This is a genomic window from Solihabitans fulvus, assembly GCF_008386585.1.
GTDB classification, from domain to species: domain Bacteria; phylum Actinomycetota; class Actinomycetes; order Mycobacteriales; family Pseudonocardiaceae; genus Solihabitans; species Solihabitans fulvus.
In genome coordinates this window covers 356,744-373,860 of record NZ_VUOB01000041.1, presented here as the reverse complement: position 1 = coordinate 373,860, position 17,117 = coordinate 356,744, and the positions used below count along the sequence as shown (strand labels likewise).

The 17,117-nt window shown below is 71.3% G+C and carries 14 protein-coding genes; 8 read left to right on the top strand and 6 right to left on the bottom strand.

The annotated features are described in order from the left end of the window. The first annotated feature begins 118 nt into the window (after positions 1-118). Positions 119-916, top strand: coding sequence for an ABC transporter ATP-binding protein (locus tag F0L68_RS23585; protein ID WP_149851827.1), 798 nt, complete (start codon positions 119-121; stop codon positions 914-916). Next, entirely contained in the window at positions 913-2,247 is a 1,335-nt protein-coding gene (locus tag F0L68_RS23580) for an ABC transporter permease (protein WP_149851826.1), read from the top strand. The genes F0L68_RS23585 and F0L68_RS23580 overlap by 4 nt, the downstream gene beginning before the upstream one ends. A gap of 18 nt (positions 2,248-2,265) precedes the next feature. Here F0L68_RS23580 and F0L68_RS23575 read toward each other — a convergent pair whose 3' ends face one another. Continuing rightward, a complete protein-coding gene (locus tag F0L68_RS23575; protein WP_149851824.1) occupies positions 2,266-3,276 on the bottom strand; it encodes an AraC family transcriptional regulator in 1,011 nt (336 codons plus the stop codon). 69 nt (positions 3,277-3,345) lie between these two features. Here F0L68_RS23575 and F0L68_RS23570 point away from each other — a divergent pair, with 69 nt between their 5' ends. The 4 genes from F0L68_RS23570 to F0L68_RS23555 all read left to right on the top strand — a co-directional run bounded on the left by F0L68_RS23570 (position 3,346) and on the right by F0L68_RS23555 (position 7,651). Then, on the top strand, positions 3,346-3,726 hold the full coding sequence (locus F0L68_RS23570; RefSeq protein WP_149851823.1) for a hypothetical protein: 381 nt from the start codon (positions 3,346-3,348) through the stop codon (positions 3,724-3,726). Positions 3,727-3,909: 183 nt separating this feature from the next. Beyond that, positions 3,910-6,159: a histidine kinase gene (locus F0L68_RS23565; protein WP_149851822.1), complete on the top strand. Its 2,250-nt coding sequence runs from the start codon at positions 3,910-3,912 to the stop codon at positions 6,157-6,159. 58 nt (positions 6,160-6,217) lie between these two features. Then, positions 6,218-6,898 carry a response regulator gene (locus F0L68_RS23560; protein WP_149851964.1) on the top strand — a complete coding sequence of 227 codons (681 nt, stop codon included), beginning with the start codon at positions 6,218-6,220 and terminating at the stop codon, positions 6,896-6,898. 117 nt (positions 6,899-7,015) lie between these two features. Continuing rightward, entirely contained in the window at positions 7,016-7,651 is a 636-nt protein-coding gene (locus tag F0L68_RS23555) for a helix-turn-helix transcriptional regulator (protein ID WP_149851821.1), read from the top strand. Positions 7,652-7,719: 68 nt separating this feature from the next. On the opposite strand, the gene F0L68_RS23550 is transcribed toward F0L68_RS23555, so the two are convergent. Beyond that, complete coding sequence (locus tag F0L68_RS23550) at positions 7,720-9,009, bottom strand: COG1470 family protein (RefSeq protein ID WP_149851819.1); 1,290 nt, start codon at positions 9,007-9,009, stop codon at positions 7,720-7,722. A gap of 221 nt (positions 9,010-9,230) precedes the next feature. Here F0L68_RS23550 and F0L68_RS23545 point away from each other — a divergent pair, with 221 nt between their 5' ends. Beyond that, positions 9,231-11,876 (top strand): choice-of-anchor D domain-containing protein, encoded by a 2,646-nt coding sequence (locus F0L68_RS23545; protein ID WP_188316765.1) that lies wholly within the window; start codon positions 9,231-9,233, stop codon positions 11,874-11,876. A gap of 697 nt (positions 11,877-12,573) precedes the next feature. Here the strand turns inward: F0L68_RS23545 and F0L68_RS23540 are convergent. Beyond that, positions 12,574-13,521: a zinc ribbon domain-containing protein gene (locus F0L68_RS23540; RefSeq protein ID WP_149851816.1), complete on the bottom strand. Its 948-nt coding sequence runs from the start codon at positions 13,519-13,521 to the stop codon at positions 12,574-12,576. Between the two features lie 32 nt (positions 13,522-13,553). On the opposite strand from F0L68_RS23540, the gene F0L68_RS42580 reads away from it, so the two are divergent. Then, positions 13,554-13,700, top strand: a complete 147-nt coding sequence (locus tag F0L68_RS42580) for a hypothetical protein (protein ID WP_188316764.1) — start codon at positions 13,554-13,556, stop codon at positions 13,698-13,700. Positions 13,701-14,177: 477 nt separating this feature from the next. Here F0L68_RS42580 and F0L68_RS23530 read toward each other — a convergent pair whose 3' ends face one another. From F0L68_RS23530 to F0L68_RS23520, 3 genes are read right to left on the bottom strand one after another with little or no spacing between them, the layout of a single operon-like run. Further along, positions 14,178-14,714 carry a phage tail protein gene (locus tag F0L68_RS23530; protein ID WP_149851814.1) on the bottom strand — a complete coding sequence of 179 codons (537 nt, stop codon included), beginning with the start codon at positions 14,712-14,714 and terminating at the stop codon, positions 14,178-14,180. Further along, positions 14,711-16,663 (bottom strand): putative baseplate assembly protein, encoded by a 1,953-nt coding sequence (locus F0L68_RS23525; protein ID WP_149851813.1) that lies wholly within the window; start codon positions 16,661-16,663, stop codon positions 14,711-14,713. Before F0L68_RS23525 ends, F0L68_RS23530 begins: the two co-directional genes overlap by 4 nt. Further along, positions 16,663-17,070 carry a GPW/gp25 family protein gene (locus tag F0L68_RS23520; protein ID WP_149851962.1) on the bottom strand — a complete coding sequence of 136 codons (408 nt, stop codon included), beginning with the start codon at positions 17,068-17,070 and terminating at the stop codon, positions 16,663-16,665. Before F0L68_RS23520 ends, F0L68_RS23525 begins: the two co-directional genes overlap by 1 nt. Between the last annotated feature and the right edge of the window lie 47 nt (positions 17,071-17,117).

Sequence of the window (17,117 nt, the reverse complement as noted above, 5' to 3'; positions counted from 1 at the left end):
TGATAGCCCCCTCTCCTTTCGTAACGAAAAATCGAACCGATTTTCGACATCTTCGCACTTCACAGGCATGTTTGAGAATCTGTTACGGCAGTTCGAGTTACTGGGGTACGGTGTATTTATGACTCGTACGGAGTACCCAGGACACACGGCCGCAAGGTCGCGTTACGCCCTCGAACTGCGCGAGGTCGTGAAGGTGCACGGGCACGGCGACACCAGCGTGACCGCGCTGGACCGCGTCGCGCTCGGCATCCCGCGCGGCACCTTCACGGCGGTGATGGGGCCGTCCGGCTCAGGCAAGAGCACCCTGCTGCACTGCGCCGCCGGGCTGGACCGGCCCACGTCCGGATCGGTGGTCCTGGACGGCCGCGAGCTGAGCGGGCTGGACGAGACGGCACTGACCCGGCTGCGGCGCGACCGGATGGGCTTCGTCTTCCAGTCCTTCAACCTGGTACCGACGCTGACGGTCGAGCAGAACGTCACGCTCCCGCTGGAGTTCGCCGGCCGCCGCGCGGACCGGCACACCGTGCGGACGCTGCTCACCAGGCTCGGGCTCGGCGAGCGGATGGACCGTCTGCCGGCCGAGCTGTCCGGCGGGCAGCAACAGCGGGTGGCCATCGCCAGGGCCCTGCTTTCCCGACCCGCCGTGGTTTTCGCCGACGAGCCGACCGGCGCGCTGGACACCCAGGCCGCCCGCGACGTGCTCGACATCCTGCGGGAGGCGGTGACCGCGTCCGACCAGACGATCGTGATGGTCACCCACGACCCGGTGGCCGCGTCCTACGCCGACACCGTCGTGTTCTTCGCGGACGGGCGAATCGCGGGCACCATGTCGCGGCCGACCGCCGACGCCGTCGCCGCGCGCATGGCGCAGCTGGCCGCGGTCTCCCAGGCCCAGCCCGCCGGGAGCGCCCGATGAGATGGACGCTGGCCGCCCGCACGATCCGCGCCCACCTTGGCTCCTACCTCGCTTCCGCCGCCGTGATGGCGGCCGGCACCGCGCTGCTCACCGCGTTCGCGACCCTGCTGGAAACCGGCCTCGACACCAAGGGCGGCAACGACATCCTGGTCATGCTGCCGGCCATCCTCGGCGGCTGGACGGTGGCGATCGTGACGTTCGGCGTGGTCTCCACGGTCGCACTGACGATTCAGCACCGGGAGCGGGAGATCGCGCTGCTGCGGTCGATCGCCGCCACACCCGGCCAGATCCGGCAGAGCGTCGTGCTAGAGACGGTCGCCACCGCGCTGCCCTCGGTCGCCGTTGGCGTGCTGCCCGGCATCGGGATCGGTGCGTTCCTGTTGGGGCGCTTGACGAACGCGGGTCTGGTCACCGGGCAGGTCGACCTGTCCGCAGGCTGGTTCAGCGTGCTGGTCGGCGCGGCCACCTCGCTGCTCGCCGCGGTTGCCGCCGCCCTGATCGGCAGTCGCCGCGCCGCCGCCATCCCGCCGGTGCGCGCACTGGCCGACGCGGCCCCGTCGACGGGCGGGCGCTCACTGACCCGGGTCAGGGCGGTCAGCGGCGCGGTGTTGTCGGTGCTCGGGCTGAGCATGACGGTGACGACGCTGTTCATGGCCAACGGGCCACTGCTGTCCAGCACAGCAGGACCGGCCGGCGTCCTCGTGGCGGTCGGGCTCGCGCTGCTCAGCCCCGTGGTCGTGCGGGGCGTCGGCCGAGTACTCGGGTTCGGCGCCGCCGGCCGGCTGGCCACCCGCAACCTGCGAGCGCGGGCGCGGCACACCGCGACCGTGGCCGCGCCGCTGATCCTGCTCGTCGGCATCGCCGCCGGCACGCTCTACATGCAGAGCACGGAGGACAGCACGCACCACGGCGCGCTGCGGGCCGGTGACGTCGGCGGGCGGCTCGCCTCGGTGAACTACCTGGTGGTCGCCATGATCATCGCCTTCTCGGCGATCGTGGTGGTCAACATCCTGGTCGCGGCCACCCGCAGGCGGCGGCGCGAGTTCGGCCTGCTGCGGTTGTCCTGCGCCACCAGGGGCCAGGTGCTGCGGATGGTGACCGTCGAGGCCATCGTGACCGCCGGCATCGCCGTCGTGCTCGGCACGGTCGCGGCGGCGGCCACGACCGTGCCCTACAGCATGGTGCGGACCGGCTCGCCGTTCGCGTCGGGGTCGCCGTGGATGTACGTCGCCATCACGGGCGGCGCGCTGCTGCTCGCGGTGCTGGCGACCGTCCCGACCGCCGTCGGCGCGCTGCGCATCCGCCCGGTCGACGCGCTTACCGCCGCGTGAGTGTCGTGACGGGACCCTTCACGACATTCCGCCGCCGCGATAGGCGCCGGGGCTGCTGCCCGTCCAGCGTTTGAAGGCGCGGTGGAAGGCGCTCGCCTCGGAGAAACCCAGCCGCAGGGCCAACGCCTCCACCGACTCGTTGCCGCGCACCAGGCTCGCCACGGCCTGGTCGCGCAGCAGCTGCTCGCGGACATCGCGGAAGGACGTGCCCTCGGCGGTAAGCCTGCGGCGCAGCGTCGGCGCGCTGACGTCCAGCCTGGCGGCCACCTCGGTCACCGAGGGCTGCTCACCGCCGGCGATGCCGTTGCCGAGGATCCTGCGCACCTGCGCGGCCAGGTCGACGCCGTAGTCCCTGCGGGACAACAGTTCCGCCGGCGCCTGCCGCAGATACCTGCGCAGGGTCACCTCGTCCTGCACGACCGGCATGTCCAGGAACCGCCGGTCGAAACTCAGCGCGGTGCCGGCCGCGTCGAACACCGGCGGGCACCCGAAGACGAGGTGGTACTCCACGCCGTGCGCCGGCTCGGGGTAGGCGAAGTCGGCCCGCCGCAACGGGATCCGGTGGCCGATCAGCCAGCTGGAGAACCGGTGCCACAGCATCAGCAGCGACTCGGTCAGGAAGTGGTCCGGGTCGTCGAAGCCGGACATCGCCAGTTCGAACCGCACCACGCCGTCGTCCCCCTCGACGATCGACACCTGCGGCGAGCCCTCGAACAGCCGGTAGAACGCCCAGCCCCGGCGCAGCGCCGAGCCGAGGTCCCGGCAGTGCACGGCGAGCAGGCACATCATCGGAAAGGTGCCGCGCCTGCTCGGCTTCGACCCGAACCCCATGAACTCGTCGTCGAGGAACTCCCACAGCGACCGCACCAGCCTCGTGTACTGGTCGGCGGTCACCCGCGCCCTGGTGTCGTCGAGCAGCGCCGGGCTGATTCCGGCCGCGACCAGCACCTCCGACACGTCGCGGCCGCCCCGCCGCGCGCCGCGCAGGGCGGCCCGCACGTAGTGGATCGCGATGGTCCTGGTCTGCATGGCCCCGCCAGTGTCCCACCCAGCCGAACCACCCTGCCGAACCCGGTCTACCCGGACTAGGGTCCTTGCGTGTCCACCAGACCACCGAGGGACATCGCCGTCGGCCAGGCCGTCGTCGGCGTGCTCATGCTGGGGTGCGCCACGCTGGGCCACTTTCCCGGCCCGGTGCCGCTGTTGTTCGTGGTGGCCGCAGTCGGCACGGCGAACGCGGCGTTCCCGCTGATGCGCACGTTCGGCTCGGCGCTGCTTGGCGGGGTGGCGGCCGCGAGCATCGCGCTGAGCAGCGTGCCGTTCGTGACGTGCTCGTCGGACAAGTTCACCGACGTGTTCCCGTGCACGCCGGGCGCGCCGACCTGGCACCTCACCGGGACCGTCGTGGTCGCCGGGCTGGCCGGCGCGAGCCTGGTGCTGGCCAGGATCGGCAGCCGGCCGACGGACCGGAGTCGCTAGTACGGCGTCCGGTCGGGTCTCGTTCCGCCAGTTCGACGAATCCTAAACAACAGGGTTAGCCCGATCGCGTTAGACCAATCGGGTAATGCCGGTAGTCGCTTCCGTTAATTGTGATGTCGGTCGACCTCGCGGCGGGGCACGATCCTTTCTGTGGTCGGCAGGGGATCCGCCGGTCGGGACGTTGTGTCGTTCGCCCTCCTCGCGTGCACGCTGCTCGCGCTGGCCGGGCTGTGCGTGTGGTCGAGGGCCAGCAGCCCGTCGGACGACACAGTTGTCAACGTCGGCGACGTCGCGGTGGGTGACGGCAGGGTGGTGCTCCAACGGGACACCACCGACGGAGCCATGCGCGCGGGCGACGAGGTGCTCGCGATCGACGGCCGCAACGTCACGGACTGGCTGGCGCACCGGGTCGGCGGCGAGGCGCTGCGCGACGGCCAGGTGCTGACCTACGACCTCCGCAGGGGCGACCGCGCGCTGACCGTGCGGCACCAGCTGGCGCCGTACCCGGTCGCCGACTCGCTGGTGCGGAACTGGCCGACGATCCTGGTCATCCTGATGCTGCTCGGCGCCGCCGTGTTCATCTTCGCGGTCCGCCCGAGGGACCCGGCCGCGCGCGCGGCGCTGGTGGCGTCCTCGCTCGCGGCGCTCACCACGACGGCCGCCGGCTACTTCGACCTGGAGGCCGTCGACCTGGTGGCCGGCGGGCAGTTCTGGCGGTGGTGCGGCGGGCAGGTCGTCTACGCCGTGCTGTGGGGTGCAATGTTGCACTTCGCCCTGGCGTTTCCCGAGGTCACCTCGCGCCGCCGCTACCGACGGTGGCTGCTGATCGGCTACGCCGGCCCGCTGCTGATCTACCTCGGCTCGTCCGCGGTCGCCTGGCTCGCCGTGCAAGACCCGGTGCGCCGCTTCTCCGTCCTCTCGTCGCCGGCCTGGCTGACCATCTACGTCTATCCCGTGCTGATCCTCGCCGTGCTCGTCCAGAAGTACCGGTACTGCCACAACCAGGCGATCCGCAGCAGGCTGCGGTGGCTTGCCCTGTCGCTCGGCGGGGCCACCCTGTCCTACCTCGCGGTCTGGGTCCTCCCGCTGGCCGTCACCGGCCGGGCACTGCTGCCCATCGAGCTGCACTCGCTGGTCTTCGTGCCGATCCCGATCGCGGTGGCCGCCGCGATCCTGCGGCACCGGGCGCTCGGCATCGAGATCGTCATCAGCCGGTCGCTGATCTACGCCGCGCTGTCCGCCGTCGCCATCGCGGGCTACGTCCTCGTGGTCGGCCTGCTCAGCATGGCCTTCCCGCCGCTGCACGGCCTGTGGCAGCAGGCGACGGCCGCCGCCGTCGTCGCCACCGCGCTGCAACCGCTGCGGATCAGGATGCAGGCCCTGATCAACCAGCGGGTGTTCGGCGACCGCGACGACCCCTACCGGGTGGTCTCGGCGCTCGCCGAGCAACTGGAGGGCACCAGGACGCCGAGCACCGTGCTGCCCGCCGTGGTGGAGACCGTCGGCGGCGCGCTGCGGCTGCCGTACGTGGCCATCGAGATCAGGCGGGCCGACCACTCGGAGCCTGCCGCCAGCTACGGCACCCCGGCCGGCGACCTGGTCCGGCTGCCGCTGACCTACCAGGGCGAACGGGTCGGCCAGCTGGTGGTGTCCCCACGCACACCCAAGGAAGCGTTGCGCCGCAAGGATCTTCGCGCGCTCGCCGAGGTCGCCAGGCAGGCTGGCGCGGTCGTGTACGCGGCGCGGCTGACCGGCGACCTGGAACGCAGCAGGGTCCGGCTGGTGCGGGCCCGCGAGGAGGAGCGCCGCAGGCTGCTGCACGACCTGCACGACGGGGTCGGGCCGACGCTCGCCGCGATCGTGCTCGGCCTGCACGCCGGGGTGCAGACCATCGAACGCGACCCGCAGTCGGCGCGGGACCTGTTGGTGCGCCTCCAGGAGGAGCTGCAACAGGCCATCGGCGAGATCCGCAGGGTCGCCGAGAACCTGCGTCCGCCCGCCCTTGACCACCTCGGCCTGATCACCGCCGTGCGGCAGCACGCCAACACGCTGTCCAGCCGGATGGCGCCGACCGGCCGGAGCGCCCAGCACACCGACATCGTCATCGACGCGCCGCCCAGGCTGCCGCCGCTGCCCGCCGCCGTCGAGGTCGCCGCCTACCGGATCATCTGCGAGGCGTTGACGAACATGGCCAGGCACGCCGACGCGCGGTCCTGCGCGGTGCGGCTGTGGCTCGACCAGGACCTGCACCTCGAGATCCTGGACGACGGCACGGGCGTGTCGCTGACCGCGTCCGGCGGGGTCGGGCTGGAGTCCATGCGCGGCAGGGCCCTCGAACTCGGCGGCGACTGCGTCGTCGAGCCGGTCGACCCGCGCGGCACCCGCGTCACCGCGCGGCTGCCGCTGCCCAAGGAAGGCGCCGACCATGCCTGACCACCCGAAGGCGCCGACCACGCCTGACGACCGAGCCAACGAGGAGAGGTCGCTGGCCATGCTCGACGAACCCGCCGAGGAGGGCACCGTCCGGGTGTTGGTCGTCGACGACCACCCGCTGTTCCGGTTCGGCCTGTGCGCCGTCCTGGCGACCGTGCCGGGCATCGCGGTCGCCGGCGAGGCGTCCACCGGCCGCGCCGCGATCGCCGCGGCCGCCGCGCTCAAGCCCGACGTCGTCGTGATGGACCTGCACCTGCCCGACCTCAGCGGCGTCGAGGCCACCCGGCAGATCGTGCGGGACCGGCCCCACACCGGGGTGCTGGTGCTGACCATGTTCGACGACGACGAGTCGGTGTTCACCGCCATGCGGGCAGGCGCGCGCGGCTACCTGCTCAAGGGCGCTGGCCAGGACGAGATCGTGCGCGCGGTGCGGGGAGTCGCCGGCGGTGAGGCGATCTTCGGGCCGGCGGTCGCCGTGCGGGTGCTCGGGTTCTTCAACCACCCGCCCGCCGCGCCCGCCGCCGTGTTCCCCGACCTCACCGGCCGGGAGCGCGAAGTGTTGGAGCTGATCGCGCGGGGACACAGCAACAGCGACATCGCGCGCAGCCTCGTGCTGAGCCCGAAGACCGTGCGCAACCACGTGTCCAACATCTTCGCCAAGCTGCACGTCGCCGACCGCGCGCAGGCGATCGTCCGGGCGCGCGAGGCGGGCCTCGGCGAGTCCCCGAGGGGCGGCTGACCGGCCGGCCGTCCCGACGTCCGATCGGGCAGTTCGGGACACAGGTCCCATGCGCTCGGGACGCCGTTCGCGAGAGGCTCTACCCAGTCGGGGCGGACTATGCAAACGGGGGGCCTCATGTTCAGTGCCAAGCGGACCGCAGTGCTCGTCAGAGCGACGGATCCCATTCTCCAGGGCGGTGTGGCGGCGACCTTGCAGGCGCGGCCCGAGATCCAGCTGGTGGACGAGGGCGTCAGCCCGCCGGAGACCACCGTGGCGCTCGTCGTCGCGGACCGGCTGGAGGACCGCGCGAACCACCTGCTCGTCGGATTGCAGCGGGCCGGTTACGCCAAGACCGTGCTCATCGCGGGCGAGATGGACGACAGCGAGGTGCTGACCGCCGTCGAGAACGGGGTCTGCGCCGTGGCGCGTCGCTCCGACACGACCGCCGACATGCTCGTCCGGCTGATCCGCGCCGCGGCGGCCGGCGAGGGCGCGCTGCCGCCCGACATGCTCGGCAGGCTGCTCAACCGCGTGTCCCGGCTCCAGCGTCAGGTGCTGGAACCGAGGGGCCTGCACCTGGCCGGCGTCACCAACCGCGAGACCGAAGTGCTCAAGCTCGTCGCGGACGGTATGAGCACCAAGGAGATCGCCGAGCAGCTCTGCTACTCGCAGCGCACGGTGAAGAGCATCCTGCACGACATCACCAACCGGTTCCAGCTGCGCAACCGGTCGCACGCCGTCGCCTACGCCATGCGCGAAGGCCTCATCTAGACACACCGCGACGACAGATGTCCCCGGCGCGAGAACCACGCGCCGGGGACATCTTCATGTCTGCGTTCCTAGTTCTGCACTCGGCCCGAGAAGGAGACAGCAGGGTGGCAGTTGCCGGAGGCCGGCGTCTGGCAGCTGACCGCCATCACGAGCTTCTGACCCGGCGTGAACAACCACGGCTGCACCAGGTGGTAGTCGAGGTCGCGGAAGTTGTTCAGCCCCACCTCGAGCAGCACCTTGTCGCCGCGCATCAACCGGATGACGCCGCCGTCGCCGTAGGGGTTCTGCAACAGGATGTCGGTGACCGCCATCGACTTCCCGTCCGGCGGCGCGGGATCCTGGACGAAGGTGGTGAATGCGGCTGGGTCGGAGGTCCTTGGCGCGTCCGAGGCGATGCGGAAGTCCACCGGCTTCCACGCCGAGGTGTCCGTGCCGTCGCCAGGCTGACCGCTGCCGGTGCCCGAACCGTTGCCGTTGCTGGGTTTGGCGGGGTTGGTCGCGGCGGCCTTGGCGTCGTCCGCCTTCTTGGCCGCGCTCTGCGCCACGTCCTTGGCCGCGTTCGCGTCGCTCGCGACGGGGCTGACCTGCGCGGCCGCCGCGTCCCGCGCCGCCGACTTCACCGCGGGCTTGAGCACGGTGAACCACAGCACCACGGCGAGAATCACCAACGCCAGCAACGCGATCAGCGCCGGCAGCAGCCACTTGGGCAGCAGCTGCCGCTGAACGAAGGTTCCCTCGACCGCCTCCGGCGGGCCGGCCGAGTGCACGGCCGTCACCTGGAAGGTGTGCTTGCGCTCCGGTCCCTTCAGGAAACGCTTGTCCGGCCGGATCTTCAGCCCAACGAACGCGGCGGTGCCCGGTTCGACGGTGAGCGCCGGATGCTGCACCCGGAACCGCAGCCGCTCCTCGGGGTCGCCTGCCACCAGTTCGACGGGGAGCGGGTGGTTGCCCGCGTTCTCCACCACGATCTCGTGCCGCGTGCTGGACCGGCCGTGCGTGGTCACCGGCGAGAGTTCGAGGCGGAGGTCGGTGAACGCTGTGACGTCGACGATCCCCTCCTCGACCACCGAGCCGCCGGGATCCTCGCGGGACCGCACCCGCACGCCGAACGGCATCGGCCCGGCGGCCACCTCCGAGGTCCTCGGCGGCGCGAACCGCACCACGGCGGTTCCGGTGTCGCCGGGCATCAGGTTCATCGCCGGCGGCTGGACCTCGGCCCACGACTCCGCGCCGCCGACAACATCCACGCTGAACTGGTCCACGACACTGCCCGTGTTGCGAATCTGCACGGCGCAGGTCGTCTGCTCGCCCGGATTCACGACCAGGCTGGAGCTCTCAAGCGACGTCGTCACACCCATGGCCGCCAGTGTCCGCGCGGCCGGCGCGCTGCCGGTAGCCGCGAACGGGAGCGCGGCCGGACAGCCCCCACCGCCCCAAGGGGCACTTCCCGCTGGCCACAACGACGTCCGAGGGCGGGCGCGCTTCCCGTGGACCCGAGCCTACCGTCAACTCCGTGTCCGCGCGTGTGGAGGAGTCGATGGTGCCCGCACACTCAACGAATGTCCACAGTGGACGAACGGTGGCCGTGCTGTGCCTGCTGGCCGTCATTCTCGCCAGCATCGCGCTGCTGTTGGCCGGCGCGCCGCCGTCGGCGGTCGCCGCGGTGTCGCCGGGCAGCACGCAGCGCGCTTCCGTGCGGGACAACGGCGGCGAGGCCCCGCACGGCGGCAACGAGTCCGCCATCTCCGGCAACGGCAGGTGGGTCGCGTTCGCCGCCGACGGCGGCGTCGATCCGTTGGACGACAACAACGAGTTCAGCAACATCTACGTGCGCGACCTCACCGACGGACACACCGTGCTGATCACCAGGGGTCAGTTCCCCGCCTCGGAAGAACCGAAGCGGAAGCCGCCGGAGTACCCGGCCGACAGCTACAGCACCTCCCCGTCGATCTCGGCGGACGGGCGCTACGTGGCCTTCACCAGCAGCGCGTCGAACCTGGTGAGCGAGGACTTCGCGGGCAGCCCGTCGGTCATGGTGTGCGACCGGGATCCCGGCGGCACCGGCACGTTGGACCGCAAACGCCCGGACGGCAGCATGGACTACCGGTACACCAGGGTGGACTTCGTCGACCACGCGGCGTCCAGCATGTCGCACCCAAAGCTGTCGGCGGACGGCAGCCGCCTGGTCTGGCAGAAGACGATCACCTACTACGACTTCGTCCGCACCGGCACGCTGGCACCGGACAACGACGTGACGAAACCCTGGCAGGCCGACGGCGTCCGCGATGTCGCGGGCTACCTGTCTCCGTCGTTGCCCGGCCATGACTACCTGCGACCGACGAACCAGAGCGACCCGACGCTGTCCGCCGACGGCCGCTACGCGGCGCTGATGGCGAACTACACCGAACACGTCCCGCCGATCCCCCGGTTCGCCGCCACGGACCTGATCACCGTGTCCGGCGCGCTCGTCGAGGTCGACCTCACCAAGGACGACGACGTGACCAGCAGGGCGACGCGAGTGGACCTGGACGAGCACGGCGCGACCCTCGGCGACGGCTACTCCGCACCGGAGCACCCTTCGCTGTCCGGAGACGGCAGGCTCGTCGCCTTCAACATGCAGGGTTCCTATCGACGTAACTACCTGTCCGTCGTCTACCTCGTGGATCGAGGCCAGGCCACCAACGGAACCTTCAGCCAGACGCCCACCTCCCGCCCGGTCTCGACCACCCCCGACGGCACGATCGCCTCGGGCGGCGGACCCAGCCTGTCGACCGACGGCCGCTACCTCGCCTTCGACACTGACGCGCTCGGCATGCACAACGGCCTGGACCGCGCGACCCGGACCTACAGCTGTCTGTACCAGGCGCAGTTCGGCGCGGTGGCGCCGAAGAGCGTGACGCCGCATACCGGCGGCACCGTGGCGCCACAGGACAGCACGTCCACTCCGCCGCCACCACCGGTCGTGCGCACCGCCTGCCAGGTGGTCGTGCGCGACCTGGTGGCAGACCAGGCGCGCCGCGCCGCCGGCCAACCCCAGCTGCCGGCCGAACTCGCCTCGCCGTCGACAGGTCTGACCTGTGTGCCGGCCCCGCCGGCCGGATCCAGCTGCCCCGGCGACAACGACAGCTACCAGCCGACGCTCAGCGCCGACGGCGGCCGGGTGGCGTTCAGCTCCGACGCCACCGACCTGATCGCCAACGACACCAACAAGTCCACCGACGCGTTCGTGCGCACCTTCCAGCCGGAGCCGAAGGCCGACCCGCTCGACTTCGGCCAGGTCGTCGTCGGCGACACCAGCACCAAGACGCTGACCGTCAACTACGGCAACGGTTTCGGCCCACTCACGCTCGGCCAGGTCACCATCGGCGGAGCACAGGCCGGCGACTTCACGATCGACGCGCAGACCTGCCAGGGCAGAACCCTGCACGCCGGCGACAGCTGCCTCGTCTCGGTCCGCTTCACCCCAGCCGCGACGGGCGATCGTCAGGGCGAGGTCAGCCTGTCCCGACGCGACGCGCCAGCGTCCACGATCCCCGCCCGCGGCACGGGCGTCCCGCCGAGCCAACCGCCGCCACCGCCAATCGGCCCGCAGTTCCACGTCACCCCGGACCCCGTGGTGTTCGGCGAACAACTCCCCCTGTCACCGAGCCCGACAGCCACCGTCACGGTTTCCAACACCGGCGACACCAACCTGCCGCTCGGCGACGTCGCCGTCAGCCAGGACCCCGCGCCGGCCACCCCGGGTGACTTCACGTTGCCCCACAACACCTGTCAGGCTGCCACGCTGAGCCCCGGCGCGACCTGCCAGGTCTCGGTGGTCTTCACCCCGCAGGCGGCCGGTGACCGCACCGCGGTGCTGTCGTTCCAGGACCACAGTCCAGGGGCGGCGCCACACCTCGTCGCACTGCGCGGCAGCGGCGCCCAACCCGCCATCGACGTGAGCCCCACGGTCAGCCCGCCCGGCCGCGTCGCCACGGTCACCGGACACGGCTTCGCCCCGCTGCGCACGATCATCGTGAACTTCCCCGGATACCCCGAGTCGGTGTCCGTCCAGTCGACCTCGGCCGGCACCATCACCGCAGCCCTGGTGGTCTACCCCAACAGCGCCGAGGGAAACCGCGTGGTGCAGGCGGCGGTCGACGGCTTCCCGTCGATCAGCGCCACCAAGCCGTTCCTGGTCGTGCCGGGCACCCTCAACCCACCGGACTTCGCCACCCGCCACTAGCGACGCATCACCCCACACGGCGGTGAACTGCCTCAGGTGATTCCGCCACCTTTGTACCCGCCGAGGTTTTGATCTTGACCACATACAAGGGAGTGGCCTCGAACCTTCCCGGCGACCTGGAGGGCGTCCATCACGCGGGACCAGGACGCGCGCCCCTCGGCGGCACCGACGGACGACCCTGTCAGGCTGCGCGCGTCCTGGTCCCGCGTGATAGCTCTCCTGGGAAGGTCGCCGGGAAGGTTCGGCGCTAGGCCACGCCCGGACCGCAGCGTTACGCCGTTCGAACCATCCTGGTGGCCTGCCCGTCCGGCGAGGACATCCTTTTGACGCCGTTGCCGAACGAGATCCACCTCAGGAGGTGGAGCTGTTCCGCGGCTGCCTCGTACAGCGCCTGGCCGTTCGCCGCAGTGACTGCTGGTCAGGTCGCCAGCCTCTGCACGGATCGGGGCGCTACCTCCACCAGTTGCCGTAGGTCGCACCATCGGTTCCCGTGTGATAGACCCACAGAGGTCCGCCGCAGCCGCTGGAGCAGGCCGTCATCGTGCGGGACTCGTGCATGACACCAACCGAGGGCTCCCGGCCCGGCGGGCAGTGGTCGCCCTCGAACACCCGGTGAATGGATCTGCCGGTCTCTGCCAGCACAGAACACAGCGATGCGGCCGGTTGCCACGTGGTGACAACCGGCCGCGAGGTCCGGTCAACGAGATTTCTGGAACAACTCGATCTCCGTGACCGCCACGGCGCTCCCGGTCATCGATCGATACAGTGCGACCACGTGGATCTCCACGCTGCTGACACCGGCTCCATCGCTGAGCTGAATCTCCTGCGGATCCGGGCTGTCGCTCAGGTCCACGTCATGCGTCTTCCCCGTCGAGTACACCAGGTGCAGCTTCTGCGGCCGATGCTGCGCCTGGAAATCACCGCTCGCCCCGCTGCGGATGATCGCCCTGTCCAGGTTCACCGGATGATCGAACGTGAACACCAGCGCGGGTTCCGCGCCATTGACCGGCGCGGCCCAGTACGTGTTCGTCAGTCCGTCCGTTGCCGCGGCGCCAGGATGGTCGGCGAGCTGGACGGCAGCCTTGACGCCGGTCGGATGCACCGGATCGAACTTCCCGAACAGGATCCACTCGATGTTCTGCCGCCCCGCCACCACCTGCTCGTTCACCCAACCGCGGAACGGCGCGAACAGACCGTAGGCGATACCCACGAGGATCAGCGCGACCGCGACGAACTTCCTGATCGCGGGAAAGACCGCGCCGAGCGCCTTGCCCAGCTTGGACTTTCCTCGGTTCCTGCCGCGCTTGGGACGCTCGCCGGCCTTCCTGACCTTTGCCCCACGCCTCGGCAGCAACCGCTGCCACCACCGCCTCCGCACCGACTCGGCGTCCACCAACGAGGCGCCACAACGGCTACAGAACTTCCTCGTCTGCGGATTGCCCTCACCGCAGTCGCCGCACACCAGGTCCCCTGGCTCCAACCGACGCGTCGGCGCAGACTTCACCACCACATGCGGACGCCTGCGCTGCTCCTGCGGACGCAGGGCCTCCGGCTGCTCCCCGCCGCCCACCGCGCCGACGACCGACAGCGGCGCCTCCTTGGGCGGCAACGCCACCGCGCCGGGTTTCCCGATCGGGGCGACCAACGCCTCGGCCGGCGGCTTCGGCAGGACGGGCGGTGGCGGCGGAAGCGCGGGCGCAGCTGACGCGACCGGCGGGGGCGGGGGCGCTCCGACAGGAGGAGGCGGCGGCGAAACACCTGGCGCAGCAGGAACTCCGGGAGCGGCAGGAGGAGCCAGCGGAGCCGGAGGGGCCGGTGGCTTAGTCGCACCAGGCGGTGCCGGCGGAGCAGGCGGAGCCGGCGGCTTAGCCGCACCAGGTGGTGCTGGAGGAGCAGGCGGCTTGGCTGCACCAGGCGGCGGAGGAGGAGGCGGGCCGGGCGGCTTCGCCGCGCCAGGAGGCGGCGGAGGGGCCATCGGCTTGGGTGGACCGGGCGGCGCGGGCACGCCGGGCGGCGGTGGCATACCGGGCGGGCGGGGCGGGGCCGGCATCCCCGGTCGAGGAGGCCCTGCCGCGGCCGTAGCAGGAGCGGCCGGCCGTTCGCCGACATCCAGATACACCAACGACTGCAACCGATCCAGGAACCTGCGGCGCTGCGCTACGGGCTCGGGTTCCGGCTCGGGCTCCGCCACCCGGACGGGCACCGGGGCCACCTTCTCCCCGGTCCACTCCAGGAACGCGCCGCAGGATCCGCAGAACGCATCGCCGTCCTTGTTGTGGAAGCCGCAGCTTCGGCAGACGATCACGGCTCCACCACCTCCACCCTGTGCATCACGTGTGCCGGCTTGCTCGCCGCCACCATGGCGTCCACCAGTCCGGCGACCCCGGGGTCCGCGCCGGTCACCCGCACCGCGAGCCGCGGCACGTCCTCGCCGGGCAGGGCGCCGCCCGGTGTCGTTGACCACGACACTCCGCCGCTGTCGGAGACCTCGACCCGGCCGCCGGTCAACAACTCCAGGTGCTCTCGCAGCCCGGCCACCGTTCCCCTGACCCGATGCAGCGCGGCCGCGCTGGCCACCGCCGCGCGCCTGCGCTCCTCGTGCGCGCCCTCGTCGAGCGAGACGCCGACCCAACCGGCCAGCCAGTCCAGGAAGTCGACCGGCGCGACACCGGGGTCCAGGTACGCCTCAAGGCAGTCCAGAGTGGACAGCACGGGAGCCAGCACCTCGTCCAGCGCGGCCAGCAGCTTCAGGACGAACGGGTCCTCCTCCTGGTAGACCGCCGGCAGCAGCTGGCCGAGCGACCGGGCAGTACCCAACCCGGCAACAGTTCCCCTCATCGCCGCTCCACTCTCACCTGGTGCCCGAAGGAGAACACCAGACTGTTCGGCTCCAGCTCAAGGCGCGCGGTCTGCGCGCCACGCTCTCCCGTGATCGGGTTGGCGCCGAACAGGCGCACGTCCTCGACCAGCTCCAGCCCGCGAACCTCCTGCAACACACCGAAGACGGCCCCGGCCTGCACCGCCCGGCCGAACTCCCAGCCCGTCCCGCGCTGGCCGCCGCCGATCGGGCTGAGGAAGCGGTACAGCGCGTCAAGAGCGTCGCGGCGCACTCGATCCGGATCCACCCTCGGCCGCGCCACCACCGTCGCGACCACCGTCACGCCCCGATACAACGGCGGCTCGACGGCCACTCGCGTCCCGATCAGCCTGACCTCGTCCAACCGGTCGGTGATCCGGCCGAGCAACCCCTCGGTCGGCACCAGGTCCTCGAACCGCAGCCTGCCGTCCTCCTGCGGCGCGGCGGGAACCACCAGCACCCGCACGGAACCGGCGGTCACATCGCCCTCGCCCGCGGTCATGCAGCGCACCCTGGCGACCTCGGGCGCGGCCTCCTTGGCCAGCGACTCGTAGTCCTCCGCCGTCACCGCCCTGCTGCGAGTCCGCAGCAGCACCGAGGCCCGCGCCTTGGCCTGTTCCAGGGTCTCGCCGTCGACGCCGCCCTGCGCGTGTTCGCGGTTGCTGACCCCCGCGACGAACGGGATCGATGACTTCAGCGTGCTGATCGCGCCGCTGCCGACGTTCCCGTGCACCCCGCCGCCGATCGCGTAGCGACGCAACCGGATCGTCTCCCCGGTGGCCGGGATCGCGCCGCACTGCCGCAGCCCGCCGTCGGGTTCGCGCACCGCAGGTCCGAAGTGGACGGTCCCGATGACGGCGTCCAGCAGGAAATGCCGGTCGTCGGGCCCGCTGGCCGCGAAGTGCTCGACCTGCTGCCACTCCTGCCAGCCGTCCTCGTCGCTGACCTCGAGCACCGCGGAGCCCGCACCGGCCAACAGCGGCGAGCGCGCCACACCGAACCACTGCCCCGCAACGCCTTCCGAGTTCCCGAGTAGCTCGTTCTCCACCACCTCGGCGTGCACGGCGGACACCGTTCCGCCGACCGTGCACGCGGCCAGCGCCTGCACGACCGGCGGCGAGCTGTAGGCGGGCTGGCCCTCCTCGGACTCCAGCACGCGGGCCCTCAGCCAGCCCGCGCGCTCCCCGTCCAGCACGGACGCCGCGTGCGCGGCGGGCAGGTGCACCACGAGCGTGCCGTTCCCGTTCAGCCCGCCGGTCGTGTCGTCGCTGACATCGCAGCGCACCCACGACTGCCCGTCCCACGCCTCCCAGCGCAGCGGCGGGTTCGTCGGATCGACGCCGACGCCGTCGACCTCGCCGCGGAAGTCGATCCGCACCGCGCAGCTCGGCACCGGGTCGGTCAGGCCGAGGTAGAGCGCGTCACCCGGCGCCGGCACCGCGCCGAACGCCTGGAACGGCACCCCCATCCGCAGCGGTTCGGCGTGGTCGGTCGTCCGGTCGTCACCGGCGGGAGCCGTGCGCACTCCCAGCAGCGAGCACGGTTGCACCACCAGTTCCTCGAGCGTGCTGAACACCACCGCCTCGGTCGACTCGGAGCGCACGGTGGCCGCCGACGTGCCGGTGGAGATCGTCAGCGGCGCGCTCGCCGGCGCGGACAGCCAGAACGTCACCGGCGCGCACGCCGGCGTCGGCGGCAGCAGCCGCAGGCCGATCAGGTCGAGGAACTTGACGTAGAGCCGGTCGGGCACCCGGTTGAGCCGGAACAACAACTGGTCGGTCATGAACGCGAACGTCTCGATGAGCGTGACGCCGGGATCGGACACGTTGTGGTCGGTCCATTCCGGGCACCTGCGCATCACCAGCCGCTTGGCGTCGTCGACGAGGTCCTGGAACCGCCGGTCGTCGAGGTTCGGTGCGGGCAGCGCCATCAGTAATCACTCCCGTCCTCGGGGATCGTGTAGAACGGGAACACCAGGTTGCGCCGGTCGTTCGTGTCCTTCGGTGTGTACTGGATGTCGATGTAGAGCAGGGTGCGGTCCGCGCCGTCCGGGGAGACGCGCACGCCGCGCACGTCCACCCTGGGTTCCCAGCGCAGCAACGACTCCCGCACCTCGTGCGCCAGCTCGGCCGCGGTCTCCTCGTCGGCCGGCCGGAACACGAAGTCCCGCAGCCGGCAGCCGAACTGCGGTCGCATCGGCCGTTCGCCGGGATAGGTGGACAGGATCAGCCGCATGGCCTGGACGAGCTCGTTGTCGCCGCGCACCAACGCGATCCCGCCGTTCGGGTTGACCCCGGTCGGGAACGACCACCCCGCGCCGACGAAGTCCTCGGCCACGTCCACCGCCTCCCACTGTCCTGTTCGGACTGACTGATCACGCGCGA

Bases quoted from the DNA above. Each gene is read 5' to 3' on its own strand.
- F0L68_RS23555 (WP_149851821.1), top strand. From the start codon at position 7,016: ATGTTCAGTGCCAAGCGGACCGCAGTGCTCGTCAGAGCGACGGATCCC.
- F0L68_RS23525 (WP_149851813.1), bottom strand. From the start codon at position 16,663: ATGGCGCTGCCCGCACCGAACCTCGACGACCGGCGGTTCCAGGACCTC.
- F0L68_RS23580 (WP_149851826.1), top strand. From the start codon at position 913: ATGAGATGGACGCTGGCCGCCCGCACGATCCGCGCCCACCTTGGCTCC.
- F0L68_RS23530 (WP_149851814.1), bottom strand. From the start codon at position 14,714: ATGAGGGGAACTGTTGCCGGGTTGGGTACTGCCCGGTCGCTCGGCCAG.
- F0L68_RS23550 (WP_149851819.1), bottom strand. From the start codon at position 9,009: ATGGGTGTGACGACGTCGCTTGAGAGCTCCAGCCTGGTCGTGAATCCG.
- F0L68_RS23585 (WP_149851827.1), top strand. From the start codon at position 119: ATGACTCGTACGGAGTACCCAGGACACACGGCCGCAAGGTCGCGTTAC.
- F0L68_RS23575 (WP_149851824.1), bottom strand. From the start codon at position 3,276: ATGCAGACCAGGACCATCGCGATCCACTACGTGCGGGCCGCCCTGCGC.
- F0L68_RS23560 (WP_149851964.1), top strand. From the start codon at position 6,218: ATGCTCGACGAACCCGCCGAGGAGGGCACCGTCCGGGTGTTGGTCGTC.